The organism is Actinoplanes sp. NPDC089786 (assembly GCF_040684855.1).
Taxonomy (GTDB): Bacteria; Actinomycetota; Actinomycetes; order Mycobacteriales; family Micromonosporaceae; genus Actinoplanes.
In genome coordinates this window covers 1-12,662 of sequence record NZ_JBFBGU010000029.1, presented here as the reverse complement: position 1 = coordinate 12,662, position 12,662 = coordinate 1, and the positions used below count along the sequence as shown (strand labels likewise).

Here is a 12,662-nt window from a genome sequence, read left to right as displayed (position 1 = left end):
TCCCCACGACCGAGGAGACCCGATGCGGTTCGGAAGCATAGGTGGCGTGATCATCCTGATCTGGCTGATCCTGGGCGGCGTCGCCGCGTACGCCCGCGGCTACTTCAACGACAGCGGTGACGCGAGCTGTGCCAAGGCCGGCACGGTTGTGGTCACCGTGGTGGCCGGCCCGCTCAACTGGCTCGGCGTCAACCCGAAGATCGACTGCGACGTCCCCGAGCCCAGCAAGTGACCTGTGGACAACGCTCCATCATCTGACCTGTGGACAACGCCCCCATTTTCGTCGGCGCCACTCGCTACATTTGCGCCCACCCAGTAACGGGGTGGGGGCGGGGGCGACGCCGGCAACAGTTTGTACAAATGTGACGCCGGCCGCCCGGCCTGAGCCGGGCGGCCGTATCACCGAAGGTGACCCTCCGGGCGGCGCCCCAGCCGCCCGCCTGCCCACCCAGGCGGAGTGACGAGCCACGCCGGTGCCATGGGCGCGTTCCTCACCCCGCCAGATCTCAGGTCGCGCGACCGCCGTGGGGACGACCGGGCCGACGCGGCCGGCGCCGCGGCCGAGCCGCGGGTCGTCGCGATCGGGGCCGGGCCGGACCGGGATGTGCGGCATCCGTACGGCAGGGCGACAACGGGAGAACCTTCCAGGAGCGAGTGACCACTCACGCTAACCATCCGTTCAGGTCAGCAGCTTGGCTTAAGCCAGAGATAAGAGTGACTTAGGCGTCCACTGCGGATCCGGGCGGCTCGATCTGAACGGTTCCAGACTTCCCGCGTCACCGGTGTCATTTCGTCACTGTGTCCAGGGTGGACGAATCACCGCGCCGTCGCCGGTCGTCGCCTCCAGACCGACGCTCGTGGTCACCCACACCGCGGCCGGGCCATCACCGTGGTTGTCCACCGACACCGACGCGCCGGCCGGCACGACCGCCACGTCACCGGGCGCGAGAACCTCCGGCGTTCCGTCCAGCGTGACGGTCACCGTCCCGGACAGCAGCAGGAACACCTCCTCCCGGCTGACCCGGTGGGGCATTCCGGTCACCCCGGCCTCGACCTCCAGCCGCCACGCGCAGAGTTCCGCGCTTCCGCGCGCCGGCGCGGCGTACGAATGAAAGACCGCTCCGTGCATGCGATGCGCAACCGCATCGCCCTCCTTCAGAATCGCCATGTAGTCAACCTCCTTGACCACATAGTCAAGCAGCTTGACCGCTGTGTCAAACTGCACCGGTGACCACAGACCTTCCCTACCTCCTGCTCAGCGCCGCCCGCGGCCTGGTCGACAGCATCGACGCGGGCGTACGCGCCCGGGGTTTCACCGACGTGCGCCCGGCCCACGGCTTCGCTTTCACGCTGATCTCGGACGGCGGCGCCACGGTCGTCGAGCTGGCCCGGCACCTCGACGTCACCAAGCAGGCGGCCAGCCAGATGGTCGAGGAACTGACCGCGAAGGGCTACGTGGAACGGCGTCCGCACCCCGACGACGCCCGCGCCAAACTGATCGTGCTGACCGACAAGGGCTGGAGTTGCACCCGGGCCGCCGACGAGGCCGCCGCCGAGATCCTGCGCTCCTGGTCCGACCGCATCGGCGACCGCCGCCTGACCGCCCTCCGCGCCGACCTGGCCACCCTCGCCGTCCCCGGCCGCCTTCGCCCCACCTGGTAAATGGGTGAGTCCGGCCAGGTGGAGGCGGCTACCGTGACGCGGTGTCCGTCGACTCCTCCGGCAACCTGCCCACCGCGGTGACCCTGGCCGCCGTCCTGGACGCCACCCGCACCACGATGCACACCCTGCTGGGTGTCACGCGGATGCCCGACCTGCTCGTGGAGACCGACGTCCACACGGCGAGGCGCCCGGTCCTCCGCCCCGAGCAGGAGTCGACCGTCCTCGGTGGCCTGGACCGGATCGAGGACGGCGACCGCTTCTGGGAGATCAGGCCGGCCGGCTTCGACGACCGGGTCCGGGTGATCATGCACCGCCTGCTCGACCAGCCCGTCGACCCGGCCGCCCTCACCGACGACGAGGACGACCTCTGGCTGCACCCGAGCCTAGGCTGCGACCCGATGCGCACCGGCGTGGCGATGGCCCTCTCGGTCGGCCTGGCGCTGGCCGCCGCCACCGTGGGCGGCGGCCACTTCTCCACCCAGCTCACGGTGTGGCGCCCGGGCTGCCTGGACGACCCGGCCGAGGTCATCGCCGGGACCAAGGTCTCCCCCACCGACCTGCCGTTCCGCGACGCCGGCATCCGCTACATGGACCGGTTCCCCGATTCCAGGCCGGGCTGGGGCTGGTGATCGTCAGGCCGCGCAGGCGCGGGCCCGGTGGCGCAGGAAGGTCTCCAGGCCGGCCAGGTCATCGGTATTGATGTGGTCCACGTCGGCGGCCACCAGCTCACACCAGACGGCGGTGCGCTCCGGCCCGGCGACGTCCGGCGTGGCCCAGAAGCGGACCCGCTGCCGGTCGGCGTGGGCGTCGCGGATGAACGAGCGCAGCTCGGCTCGCTCGGCCGGCGGGATCGGGCCCTTGCCCTGCCAGGCGAACAGGGTGGTCCAGTTGTCGCTGATCAGCGGCACGAACGACGCCTTCGCCCCCGAGTTCAGGTCGGCGCTGCGGCCGTCGTAGAACGCGTACCGCGTGGTCTGCGCCGCCATCAGCTCGCGCGGCCGGTCGCCGCTGACCACGACGGTCACGCGGCCGGGGAGGACGCGGCCGTTGCGGTAGGTGGTCAACATCCGGCGGTACGAGCGCAGCACGCGATCGAGCTCGGTGTACGTCGCCGCACCGGTGTTCTTGATGTCCACCAGCAGCTGGATCGGATAGGCGTGCCGGCGACGGGCCAGCGGGTCGAGATAAAGGCTCTGAAGGGTACGCCCGGGAACCACGTCCTCGGGGTCGTGCGCGACGAGCAGCTCGCCGCCCACCAGGTAGATGTCCGCCTCCACACTGGTGAAGCCGTGGGCAAGCGCGTCGTAGAGCGGGCGTTCGTGCTCATAGTCGTTGTGCGCGTGGGCCTGCGCCAGCGGCCGGACCCAGTGGGCCTGCGCGGCCGGCGGCGCGAAGACCACCGCCGCGCAGACCGCGAGCAGAACAGCGAGTACACGTCGAGTCATGCGCCCAACCTAGGGAGGGCAGATGATGATCGCCATGAATGCCCGGTGAAACCTAGTCGCGCTCGATGTGGTGGCCGATGATCTGCGGGCCCATCAGCACCGCCTCGCCCGAGCCGTCGCGGCGGTTGTCGGCGTCGGGCAGGGCCACCGGGTCGCCGGTGGCGGAGCCGCCGACCGGCCGCGGGCCGACCCAGGCCACCGTCAGGCGCGTCTCGCCCTTGAGGAAGCGTTGCGCCCGCACCCCGCCGGTGGCGCGCCCCTTGGCCGGGTAGATCGCGAACGGCGTCACCTTCACCTGGGTGCCGGTGGAGGTGACCACCATCGGCTCGCCGTGCTCGGTGCCGGAGGTGGTGATCACGTTGAACGAGAGGGCCTCGACGTCGGCGCCGAGGTTGACGCCGGCCATGCCGCCGCCCTTGAGGCCCTGCGGGCGGACCAGCTTGGCCGGGAACCGCAGCAGCGAGGCGTCGGAGGTGACGAACACCAGCGACTCGGCCCCGTCGGCGAGCCACGTCGCCTGGAGCACCTCGTCGCCGTCCTTGAGCGTGATCACCTCGAACTCGTCCGACCGCACCGGCCACTCGGGCGAGCACACCTTCACGACGCCGAGCCGGGTGCCCAGCGCCAGCCCCGGGGAGCCCTCACCGGCCAGCGGCGACAGGCCGATCACCTTCTCGCCCTTGTCCAGCGGGATCAGCTCGGACACCGACATACCACCGCGCACCGACACCGTGCCGGACTGCTCGGGCAGCACCGGCAGCGGCAGCACGTCCACCTTGAACGCCCGGCCCCGGTTGGTCACCAGCAGCACCCGGCCGCGGGCGGTGGAGTGCACCACCGAACGGACCGCGTCGTGCTTGACCCGGCCGGAGCGGCGCCGGCCCTCGGCCGACTCCTCGCTCTCGGCCGCGGTCCGCGCGATCAGCCCGGTCACCGACAGGATCACCTGGCACGGGTCGTCGGCCACCTCGAGCGGGCCGGCCGGCACCGACGCGGCCAGCACCTCCTTGAGGTCGCCGTCGATCAGCGTGGTCCGCCGGGGGCCACCGAACTCGGACGCCACCTCGGCCAGCTCGTCGGAGACGACACCCTTGAGCACCGCGTCGTCGTCGAGGATCCGGCTCAGCTCGGCGATCTCGCCGCGCAGCCGCTCCTGCTCGGTCTCCAGGTCGATCCGGTCGAACCGGGTCAGCCGCCGCAGCGGGGTGTCCAGGATGTACGTCGCCTGGATGTCGCTCAGCCCGAACTCGCTCATCAGCGACGCCTTGGCCGCGGCCGCGTCGTCGCTGGCCCGGATGATGGCGACCACCCGGTCGATGTCGATCAGCGCGATCAGCAGGCCGTCGACCAGGTGCAGCCGGTCCTGCCGCTTGGTCCGCCGATGTTGGGTCCGCCGGGTGACCACGTCGTACCGATGCTTGAGGAAGACCTCCAGCAGTTCCTTGAGCCCGAGCGTCCGCGGCTGCCCGTCCACCAGCACCAGGTTGTTGATGCCGAACGAGCTCTCCAGCGGGGTGAGCCGGTAGAGGTCGGCGAGCAGCGCCTGCGGGTTGACGCCGACCTTGCACTCGATCACCAGGCGGGTGCCGTGCTCGCGGTCGGTCAGGTCCTTCACGTCGGCGATCCCCTGCAGCCGCGCGGCCTGACGCTGGCCCTTCCGCGGCCCGGAGACGATCAGCTTGCCCTTCACCTCGTCGGTGATCGCCTCGATGATCTTCTCGGTGCCCACCCCGTACGGCAGCTCGGTGACCGTGACGGCCTGCCGCCCACGCCCGCCCTCCAGCGGCCCGGTAACGGCCCGGGCCCGCATCCGGACCACACCGCGCCCGGTCTCGTACGCCCGCCGAACCTCGTCGAGCCCGAGCAGCTGCCCGCCGGTCGGCAGATCGGGCCCCGGCACGATCCGCATGATCTCGTCGAGATCCGCCTCGGGCCGCGTGATCAGATGACGCGCCGCCGCGACCACCTCACCCAGGTTGTGCGGAATCATGTTCGTGGCCATCCCGACCGCGATCCCCGACGTGCCGTTGACCAGCAGGTTCGGGAACGCCGCGGGCAACACCTTGGGCTCCAGCTCGGAGCCGTCGTAGTTGGGCTTGAAGTCGACCGTGCCCTCGCCCAGCTCCCCGACCAGCAACATCGCCTCACGCGACATCCGCGATTCGGTGTAGCGTTCGGCGGCCGGGCCATCGTCTGGGCTCCCGAAGTTACCGTGCCCGTCGATCAGGGGCGCGTTCAGGGAGAAGTCCTGGGCCAGGCGGACCATGGCGTCGTAGATGGCCAGGTTGCCGTGGGGGTGGTAGCGGCCCATCACGTCGCCGACGACGCGGGCCGACTTCACGTACGGGCGGTCGGGGCGGTGGCCCTGTTCGGTCATCGACCAGAGGATGCGCCGGTGGACCGGCTTGAGGCCGTCGCGCGCGTCGGGCAGGGCGCGCGAGTGGATGACCGAGTAAGCGTACTCCAGGTAGGAGTCTTCCACCTCGGTGGTGACGGAGTTGTCGATGACGTGGGCGCCTGCCTGGTCGAAGGCCGACAGGTCCACCCGCTGCGACTCGTTCTTGCGGCGTGCCATGAACCTTGCCCCCTCAGGCGTCGATCGTCTCCTGGTCGATCCGGCCGGCGGCCTCGATCAACCAGTTCTTGCGCGGTTCCACCCGCTCGCCCATCAGCAGTTCGAGCGTGGCCTCGGCCTGCTCGGCGTCGTTCAGCGTGATCCGCCGGACGGTCCGGGTGGCCGGGTTCATCGTGGTGTCCCACAGCTCGTCGGCGTCCATCTCGCCCAGGCCCTTGAACCGGGGCACCGGCTTCTGCACCTGCTTGCCGGATTTCTCCAGGCGGGTGACGGTCGACTCCATCTCCTGCTGGGTGTACGTGTAGAGCGTCTCGCTGTTGCGGCCCTTGGTGACCACCTTGTGCAGTGGCGGCATGGCGGCGAAGAGCCGGCCCTGCTCGACGACCGGCCGCATGTACTTGGCGAAGAGCGTGATCAGCAGGGTGCGGATGTGTGACCCGTCGACATCGGCGTCGGCCATGATCATGACCCGGCCGTAGCGCATCGCGGGCAGGTCGAACGTGCGGCCCGAGCCGGCGCCGAGCACCTGCACGATGGCCGAGCACTCCTGGTTGTCGAGGACCTGCTGGAGGCTGGCCTTCTGGACGTTCAGGATCTTGCCGCGGATCGGCAGCAGCGCCTGGTATTCGGAGCTGCGCGCCATCCGGGCCGTGCCCAGCGCGCTGTCGCCCTCGACGATGTAGAGCTCGCTGCGGGCGATGCCGGTGCTGCGGCAGTCGACCAGCTTGGGCGGCATCGACGCGCCCTCGAGGGCGGTCTTGCGGCGGGCCGCGTCCTTCTGCTGTTTCTGGGTCAGCCGGACCCGGGCGGCGTCGACCACCTTCTGCAGCACGGTCCGCGCCTCGGACTTGGTGCGCCGGCCGTCGACGTACTCCTTCAGGTGTTGTTCGACCAGGCCCTGGAGCACCCGGGTGAGGCCGGCGGTGGACAGCTCGTCCTTGGTCTGCGAGGTGAACTGGGGCTCGGGCACCCGGACGTGGATGACCGCGGTCATGCCCTCGAGGTAGTCGTCGAGGACCGGCGCCTCTTCCTTGGGCTTGAGCAGGCCGCGGGTGTTGCGGACGGCGTCGGAGAGGGCGCGGACCAGCGCGCGCTCGAAGCCCTTGCGGTGGGTGCCGCCGTGCACGTTGTGGATCGTGTTGGTGAAGCACTCGACGGTACGGTCGTAGCCCGTACCCCAGCGGAAGGCGATCTCGATCTCGGCCCGCCGGACCACGTTGGACTGCATCACGCCGTTCTCGTCGGCGGCGTTCTCCTTGTAGGTCCCCTCGCCGGTCACGACCAGGATCTGGGACACCGGCTTGTCGGCCGGCGGGCTCAGGAATTCGACCATGTCGGTGAGGCCGTGGGGGAAGTGGAACGTCTCGGTGACCGGTTCCTCGGCGGTGTCGTCGCGCAGCGTGTAGGCCACGCCGGGCACCAGGAACGCGGTGTTGCGCAGCTTGGCCCGGACCACGTCGACGTCGAGCCGCGCGCCGGTCTCGAAGAACCGGGCGTCGTACCAGTATCTGATCGAGGTTCCGCCGGCCTCGCCGCGCTTCATCTTGCGCACCACCCGCAGCCCCGACTCGGGGGTGAAGCGGGCCTTGGGGCCGTCGCCGTCGAAGACGCCGGGCACCCCGCGCTGGAAGGAGAGCGCGTGGACCTTGCCGTCGCGTTTGACCGTGACGTCGAAGCGCAGCGAGAGGGCGTTCACGGCCGAGGCGCCGACGCCGTGCAGGCCGCCGGAGGTCTTGTAGCCCGAGCCGCCGAACTTGCCGCCGGCGTGCAGCCGGGTCAGCACCAGCTCGACGCCGTTGAGGCCGCTCTTGGTGTTGATCGCCGTCGGGATGCCCCGGCCGTCGTCGTCGATCTGCACCGAGCCGTCGGCGTGCAGCCAGACCGCGACGTTGGTCGCGTGGCCGCCGACGCCCTCGTCGGTGCAGTTGTCGATGATCTCGTTGGCCAGGTGGTTGACACCGCGGCTGTCGGTCGAGCCGATGTACATGCCCGGGCGCTTGCGGACAGCGTCGAGGCCCTCGAGATGCGTGAGGTCGTCGGCGCCGTACAAGATCTCGGGTTGCGCGGTCACGGTGTGTTACTCCCCGCTCGGCTGGTTCGCTATCAGGTCGCGGCGAGCCTACCGGGGCGGGCTGACGAGTTCGCGCCGACGAGCCGGATGGGGAACCGCACGTCGCCTGACAAACGGGACAAAGGTCACGGCTGGTGAGCTAGAACACACGTTCGAGCGTCCAGCGGGAGGGCCCGGAAGAGATCGACCGGGCGGGCGCGGCCGGTCAGCACGGCCGGCGGCAACTCCTGGTAGGCGACCGCGGCGTGCGAGTAGGACTGGGTCTGGCCGTCCACCACCACGGTGTCGTGCGGCGCGTACGCCTGGAGCCGGGCCGCCGTGGTGACCACGCTCCCGCTGACCATGCCGAAGCCGCCGTCCTGGGCCGCGGCCACGTCGACCATGACCTCGCCGGTGGCGACACCGGCCCGCGTGCTGATCTCGTGCCGGCCGGCCAGGCGTACACCCGAAAGCGCCTCCTGAATCGCCAAGCCGCAGCCGACCGCCGCCGCGGCGCCCCCCTCCGGACGCCGCGACGACAGGCCGAACACCGCCATCACGGCGTCGCCGACGTACTTCTCGACGATCCCGCCGTGCTCGCGGACCACCGCCGACACCTGGGCGAAGTAGTCCATCTGCAGCGCCCGGACATCCGCGCAGTCGAGCTCGTCGACCAGCGTCGTGAATCCGACGATGTCGACGAACAGGACGGACACGGTCTGCCGGCGTACGCCTGCCATGACGGCCATCTCCCACGCTCCCTGGATCGGCGCTGGTGAGACTGAAGATTCGCAGGAAGCCCCAGGGTCCCGGATCGGCAGAACTACTTAGATGCTCGTGATACACAAACCGGCGGTAATTTTTGTGACGCAGATCAGCCTGAACCGACGAGTAGGTGGTAGGGGGATCCGGTTTAGGCTCCCGTGCATGACCAGCGAACCGGACGACACGCCCCTTGTCGGGCGCGCCGAGACGCTGGACGAGATCTGTCGTGACCTGGCCGATGTCGGTCCGGGCGGCACCGCGGCGGTCTTCGTCACCGGCGAGAGCGGGGTGGGCAAGAGCCGGCTGCTGCGCGAGGTTGCGGCCAAGGCGACCCCGTCCCGCACGGCCGTGCTGACCGGCGCCTGCCTCGACATCGGCGACGCGTCCCCGCTCCACCCGGTGCTGGCCGCGCTGCGCCGGGAAGATCCGGGCTTCGCCACCGAGGGTCCCGACGCCGGCGCCCTGCTCGACCGGGTCTCCCGGGCCCTGCGCGAGGTGGCCGGCGACCGCCGCCTGCTGCTCATCCTCGACGACCTGCAATGGGCCGACCGCAGCACCCGCCAGCTGCTGCTCTACCTGCTGGCCGGGCTGGGCGAGGTCCGGCTGTCGGTGCTGGCCGCGGTGCGCGCCGAGTCGCTCCAGGGCACCCATCCGCTGCGCCGGGTGCTGGCCGAGCTGCGCCGGTTGCGGTCGGTGCGGGTGGTCGATCTCAACCCCTTGGACCGCATGGGTACGCAGGAACTGGTCACCGCGATCGCCGGCGCCGCCGTGCCCGCCGAGGACGCCGACCGGGTGTTCAAGCGCAGCGGCGGCAACCCGTTCGTGGCCGAGGAACTGGCCCGCGACCTGCGCGACGGCCGGGTCGAGCTGTCCGACACGCTCCGCGAGATCTTCCTGGCCCGGGTCGACGAGCTGCCCCGGGCGGCTCACGACGTGGTCCGGGCGGTGGCCGCCGGGGTCGAGCCGGTGCCCCACGAGCTGCTCTCCGGCGTGGTGCCGGTGGCCGGCGACGAGCTCATCGACGCGGTCCGGGCCGCCGTGTCCCACCGCATCGTGACCAGCGCCAACGACGGCTACCGGCTCCGCCACCGGCTGGTCGCCGAGATCCTCGAGCGCGAGGTGCTGCCGGTCGAGCGGGCCGGGCTCCACCGGCGGTACGCCGAGGCGCTGTCCGGCGGCGGCGACCACGCCCGCCTCGCCCACCACTGGCAGCGGGCCGGCGAGCCCGAGCGCGCGCTGCCCTCGGTGGTGGCCGCGGCCCGGGCGGCCGAGTCGCTCTACGGCTTCGCCGAGGCCCACCGGCACTGGTCACTGGCCCTCGAGCTGACCGCCGACGACGACGCCGGCCGCACCGAGCTGCTCGGGCACGCCGCCGAGTCGGCCCACCACAACGGCGAACACCAGCGCGCGCTGGCCCGGCTGGAAGAGCTGGCCGCCCGTCCCGACGGACCGGGCGCCTGCGAGATCCACCTGCGCCGGGCCCGCTACCTGGCCGCGGCCGGGCGTTCGGCCACCGCCGAGACCGAGTTCCGGGCGGCGCTGGCGGTCCCCGGCTGCACCCCGGCCGAGAAGGTCACCGCCGCCGCCCACCTGGCCGAGCTGCTGCTCCACCTGGGCCGTTATGCCGACGCCGGGGCGCGGGCGCGCGAGGCGCTCGAGCTGGCCGAGCAGGTCGAGGGGTCCACCGCCGATCGGGTCCGCGCGTCGGCCGCGCTCGGCTTCAGCCAGGCGTTCCGGGCCGACCCCGACGCCGGCCTGGCCGTGATCCGGCAGGCGGTGGCGATCGCCGAGGAGTCCGGTCACCCCGACGACCTCGGCTGCGCCTATCTCCACCTGGCCGAGCTGCTCACCGGCCCGCTGAACTCGCTGGAAGAGGGCGTGCTGGTCGCCCGGCGCGGCGCGCAGCGGCTGGCCGACCTGGGTGTCGGCCGCTCCTATCAACTCCGGCTGCTGGCCATCGCGGCCAACGGCCTGTTCCGGGTCGGTCAGTGGGCCGAGGCCGACCGGATGCTCGACGCGGCCATGCGCCGGCGGCCGTCCGGCGCCGACGCGGTCGAGATCCTGCTGGCCCGGTGCCGGTTGTGGGTGGGCTTCGGCGACGTCGAGGCGGCCGAGCGCGACCTCGACGCGGTCGCGACCGTGCTGGCCGGCGGCGGCGCCCGGCACGTGCTGCCGATGCTCACCCTCCGGGCCGGCCGGGCGATGTGGCTGGGCCGGCACGACGAGGCCCGGGCCGCCGTGCAGCGCGGCCTGACCGAGACCCGCTCCGACGACCTGGTCCTGCTCGGGGTGCTGGCCTGGCACGGCCTGCGCGCCGAGGCCGAGGCCCACTGCGGCGGCGAGATGCCGGTCGACCACGGCGCCATCCGCCGGCTGACCGTGGTCGTCGACCGCATGGCCAAGGGCGTCGACAAGGCCGCGCCGCCGGTCCGCGCGGTGATCGACGGCTACCTCGACCTCTGCGCGGCCGAGCTGAGCCGCATCCACGACCAGCACGACCCGGCCGTGTGGGGGCGCGCGGCCGCCGTCTGGGACAAGCGCAACCACCCCTATCCCGCGGCCTACTCACGGCTGCGCCAGGCCGAGGCGCTGCTGCACCACCGGCGGCGGGCCGCCGCCACGGCCGCGTTGCGCGCGGCGTGGACCACCACCCAGTCGATGGGCGCCAAGCCGCTCGGGGCCGAGGTCGCCGCGGTGGCCGGCCGGGCCCGCATCCCGCTGGCCGACGACCCGGAGACCCCGGCCCCGGCCGCCCCTGAGCCGCCCGGCGACAAGTTGTCCGCGCTCACCGGTCGTGAGCGTGAGGTGCTCAGCGCGGTCGCCGAGGGCCTCACCAACCGCGAGATCGGCCATCGGCTGTTCATCAGCGAACGTACGGTCGGCGTCCACGTCGGCCACATCTTCGACAAGTTGCAGGTACGCACCCGGGTCCAGGCCAGCCGGGTGTTCCTCGAGAACCGCGCGGCCTGACCCGGATATAGGTAGTTCTACCGATCCCTGCGTACGTACCCGGTGGAAGGCTTCGAGCCACGGGGGAGCACCGACCGGCGTCTTGCCGACGCCGGTCGGTGCTGGGGGCCTTACTTCTTTGGAGGATCCGATGACCGAGTCGGTCTGGGGACCTGCGCATCAGGACATGTGCGCCCTGCTGACACGTCATCCCGAGGACGTGCCCGCGGTGGTCGACCAGCTCACCAAGCTGCAGGACGTCCTGGAGCGGGTCCCGCCGCTGCTGAACAGCAACCCGCTGGCCGATTTCAACCGGCTCTACCTGCGCATCACGAGCAGCGTGCTGGAACGGCTCTACGAGGGAAGCTTCGAGGATCCACAGTTCCTGTCCCGGCTCGACGTCGAGTTCGCGGCCCGCTACTTCGACGCGCTGCGCAGCTTCAGCTTCGGCAACACCGTCTGCCCCAAGGTGTGGCACATCCTGTTCGCACGGATCGCCGGGCCCGACTCCCGCCCGCTGCCGTCGGCCGCCGCCGGTGTCAACGCGCACATCAACTTCGACCTGGCCTTCGCGCTGGTCACCACCTTCGACCACATCGGTTCCGACCCGGTCGACGAGAGCGCGCAACACCGCGACTACCTGCAGATCAACGACATCTTCGCCGAGGCCATCCCCGAGCTGCGCCGCGGCTACCTGGAGAAGTGGCAGCTCCTGCTCGACACCATGAACGGCGACCTCGACGACTGGTGGCAGGGCGAGGTGGTGGAATACACCCGCAACGTCGCCTGGCGCAACGCGCAGAAGCTCTGGGCCTGCCGGCACGACCTGGGCGCGACGGCCAGGGAGCGCGAGCGGCTCGACGACACCGCGGCGTCACTGGGCAAGCTGCTGCTCTCGCCGCTCGGCGCGTTCCTCCAGTAGGACGCCGACCTGGGAGGCCGGTCCGCGGCAACGGCCCAGCCTCCCAGTCGGTCACCCCACCCAGTGGTAGCCCCGCCCGCCATCCGAGCCCCAAACACCGCCCCGACCCACCACCGCCCACAACGGTGGTAGCTCAGGGCGGCATCCGAGCCCCAAATGACGCGCTGAGCTACCACCGTTGGGAACGGTGGTAGCTCAGGGGGCTAGTCCCTGTCGCCTCTGGCGAGGTGGCCCGTTCCGGGCTGAAAATGGGTGTTGGTCGCTCGCTGACGTCGTGTCTCCTTGATCCGTACG

10 protein-coding genes are annotated in these 12,662 nt (G+C 71.3%); 5 read left to right on the top strand and 5 right to left on the bottom strand.

The features are described 5' to 3' along the window. Positions 1–22 precede the first annotated feature (22 nt). Positions 23–232: a hypothetical protein gene (locus tag AB0O15_RS42345; protein ID WP_364331863.1), complete on the top strand. Its 210-nt coding sequence runs from the start codon at positions 23–25 to the stop codon at positions 230–232. Between the two features lie 561 nt (positions 233–793). On the opposite strand, the gene AB0O15_RS42340 is transcribed toward AB0O15_RS42345, so the two are convergent. Continuing rightward, positions 794–1,168, bottom strand: a complete 375-nt coding sequence (locus AB0O15_RS42340; RefSeq protein WP_364331860.1) for a cupin domain-containing protein — start codon at positions 1,166–1,168, stop codon at positions 794–796. A gap of 59 nt (positions 1,169–1,227) precedes the next feature. Between AB0O15_RS42340 and AB0O15_RS42335 the strand changes: the two genes are divergently transcribed. Together AB0O15_RS42335 and AB0O15_RS42330 are read left to right on the top strand one after the other, a co-directional pair. After that, positions 1,228–1,662 carry a MarR family transcriptional regulator gene (locus AB0O15_RS42335; RefSeq protein ID WP_364331857.1) on the top strand — a complete coding sequence of 145 codons (435 nt, stop codon included), beginning with the start codon at positions 1,228–1,230 and terminating at the stop codon, positions 1,660–1,662. Between the two features lie 41 nt (positions 1,663–1,703). Continuing rightward, positions 1,704–2,291: a hypothetical protein gene (locus AB0O15_RS42330; RefSeq protein WP_364331854.1), complete on the top strand. Its 588-nt coding sequence runs from the start codon at positions 1,704–1,706 to the stop codon at positions 2,289–2,291. A 3-nt stretch (positions 2,292–2,294) separates the two neighbouring features. Here the strand turns inward: AB0O15_RS42330 and AB0O15_RS42325 are convergent, their stop codons facing one another. The 4 genes from AB0O15_RS42325 to AB0O15_RS42310 all read right to left on the bottom strand — a co-directional run bounded on the left by AB0O15_RS42325 (position 2,295) and on the right by AB0O15_RS42310 (position 8,481). Beyond that, positions 2,295–3,107, bottom strand: coding sequence for a phosphatidylinositol-specific phospholipase C/glycerophosphodiester phosphodiesterase family protein (locus AB0O15_RS42325; RefSeq protein ID WP_364331851.1), 813 nt, complete (start codon positions 3,105–3,107; stop codon positions 2,295–2,297). Positions 3,108–3,159: 52 nt separating this feature from the next. Continuing rightward, positions 3,160–5,682, bottom strand: a complete 2,523-nt coding sequence (locus tag AB0O15_RS42320; RefSeq protein ID WP_364331848.1) for a DNA topoisomerase IV subunit A — start codon at positions 5,680–5,682, stop codon at positions 3,160–3,162. Positions 5,683–5,695: 13 nt separating this feature from the next. Beyond that, positions 5,696–7,753, bottom strand: a complete 2,058-nt coding sequence (locus AB0O15_RS42315) for a DNA topoisomerase IV subunit B (protein WP_364331845.1) — start codon at positions 7,751–7,753, stop codon at positions 5,696–5,698. Between the two features lie 125 nt (positions 7,754–7,878). Then, positions 7,879–8,481 carry an adenylate/guanylate cyclase domain-containing protein gene (locus AB0O15_RS42310; RefSeq protein WP_364331842.1) on the bottom strand — a complete coding sequence of 201 codons (603 nt, stop codon included), beginning with the start codon at positions 8,479–8,481 and terminating at the stop codon, positions 7,879–7,881. Positions 8,482–8,659: 178 nt separating this feature from the next. On the opposite strand from AB0O15_RS42310, the gene AB0O15_RS42305 reads away from it, so the two are divergent. Further along, positions 8,660–11,467: an AAA family ATPase gene (locus tag AB0O15_RS42305; protein ID WP_364331839.1), complete on the top strand. Its 2,808-nt coding sequence runs from the start codon at positions 8,660–8,662 to the stop codon at positions 11,465–11,467. A gap of 130 nt (positions 11,468–11,597) precedes the next feature. Next, complete coding sequence (locus AB0O15_RS42300) at positions 11,598–12,368, top strand: DUF5995 family protein (protein ID WP_364331836.1); 771 nt, start codon at positions 11,598–11,600, stop codon at positions 12,366–12,368. The last annotated feature ends 294 nt before the right edge of the window (positions 12,369–12,662 follow it).

Excerpts from the sequence above, each read along its gene's own strand:
- AB0O15_RS42345 (WP_364331863.1), top strand. The coding sequence starts at position 23 with ATGCGGTTCGGAAGCATAGGTGGCGTGATCATCCTGATCTGGCTGATC.
- AB0O15_RS42340 (WP_364331860.1), bottom strand. The coding sequence starts at position 1,168 with ATGGCGATTCTGAAGGAGGGCGATGCGGTTGCGCATCGCATGCACGGA.
- AB0O15_RS42325 (WP_364331851.1), bottom strand. The coding sequence starts at position 3,107 with ATGACTCGACGTGTACTCGCTGTTCTGCTCGCGGTCTGCGCGGCGGTG.
- AB0O15_RS42320 (WP_364331848.1), bottom strand. The coding sequence starts at position 5,682 with ATGGCACGCCGCAAGAACGAGTCGCAGCGGGTGGACCTGTCGGCCTTC.
- AB0O15_RS42310 (WP_364331842.1), bottom strand. The coding sequence starts at position 8,481 with ATGGCCGTCATGGCAGGCGTACGCCGGCAGACCGTGTCCGTCCTGTTC.
- AB0O15_RS42305 (WP_364331839.1), top strand. The coding sequence starts at position 8,660 with ATGACCAGCGAACCGGACGACACGCCCCTTGTCGGGCGCGCCGAGACG.
- AB0O15_RS42300 (WP_364331836.1), top strand. The coding sequence starts at position 11,598 with ATGACCGAGTCGGTCTGGGGACCTGCGCATCAGGACATGTGCGCCCTG.